Source organism: Spiroplasma sp. hy2 (genome assembly GCF_044714365.1).
In the GTDB taxonomy this organism is placed as follows: Bacteria; Bacillota_I; Bacilli_A; order Mycoplasmatales; family Mycoplasmataceae; genus Spiroplasma; species Spiroplasma phoeniceum.
In genome coordinates this window covers 1-1,133 of sequence record NZ_RXFZ02000249.1, presented here as the reverse complement: position 1 = coordinate 1,133, position 1,133 = coordinate 1, and the positions used below count along the sequence as shown (strand labels likewise).

The 1,133-nt window shown below is 29.7% G+C and carries 2 protein-coding genes; both read right to left on the bottom strand.

Going from position 1 to position 1,133, the window contains the following annotated elements:
• Window positions 1–234: 234 nt before the first annotated feature.
• Window positions 235–681 carry a hypothetical protein gene (locus EHV01_RS05825; protein ID WP_422066638.1) on the bottom strand — a complete coding sequence of 149 codons (447 nt, stop codon included), beginning with the start codon at window positions 679–681 and terminating at the stop codon, window positions 235–237.
• Entirely contained in the window at window positions 669–884 is a 216-nt protein-coding gene (locus EHV01_RS05820; protein WP_422066637.1) for a hypothetical protein, read from the bottom strand. Before EHV01_RS05820 ends, EHV01_RS05825 begins: the two co-directional genes overlap by 13 nt.
• Window positions 885–1,133 lie beyond the last annotated feature (249 nt).

Here is a 1,133-nt window from a genome sequence, read left to right as displayed (position 1 = left end):
TTTGTTTAGTTCTTGTCAAGCATAGTTATTGATTTTATTTTTTATAATCAATATTTTGTTTTGGTATAGTAATGGTATTTATTTTGGTTTTCTATTGGAAGAAAATATATAATAAAAATAGGTGATTTACCAAACAGCAAAAATGATATGATGAAGACCATATCTTGGTGTTGTATTGTTTGTCTTGCTACTCGGTGGTTTTATGCAAGTTCTTGTGCTTTGTTGCTAGGGGAGTTAGTCTAAGTTGTCTAATTCCGCTAACAGTTGCTCTAGTTCTTCTTCGGATAATTCTGGTGGGTCGCCCTTGTTTTTTTCGTACAGAGTATTATAATCAATAACAAGAGAATTATTTTCTCTGGTAGATGATTTCGCTTTATTTGCAGAATACTTGTTTGTTACGAAAGAATGGTATTCTGCTTTTAGTTTGTCGCTTTCAGCACAAATTTGTTCGCGGGCTTGTTGGTAAGTTAACCCACTTAAAAATGGGTTGGTTGCTTGTTCTTTTTCGTATTTGTGTTGAGACACAGTTAAATAATGCAATTCTTTAATTGCGGTGTCTTTAATTGCTTGATAACCTGCTAAGCGATATTTATTATTATCTCGCGTGTTATAAATTCAGTAGGTAAAAAACATATCAATGCCAACCAAAAAGTATTTACCAGTTTTGTCTAAGAAACACATTTTTTAGGGACACAAATAAACTTGTCATAAATTTTGACTTTATAACTATCTTGGCGGGTTGGGTGTTGGCGAACTAATTTTTTCGGTAAGTAAAAATTAGAGATATGTTTGTTCTCATCAAGTTGATTAATAACTTTATAACTCAACCCATTGATCTCAACAAAGTGGTAATTGAGTTGTTCAGTTTGTTGTACTTTTTGCATAATATATATGTTCCTTTCTGCGGTTTTAACCGTTTTTTAACCCCTTATTAGCGTTGATATTTTCCAAAATGTAGAATAACTTCTTGCATAACCTAGTTATTTTAAAATTCCTATAAAATATATTTAAAATAGAAATTATAGGAATCTAAAATTATGAAATTTGATAAATTTGATTTTATTAATGATAAAGAATTATTCCGATTAACAGGAATAAAACAAGCCACTTTTAATAAAATGTTAGATATTTTA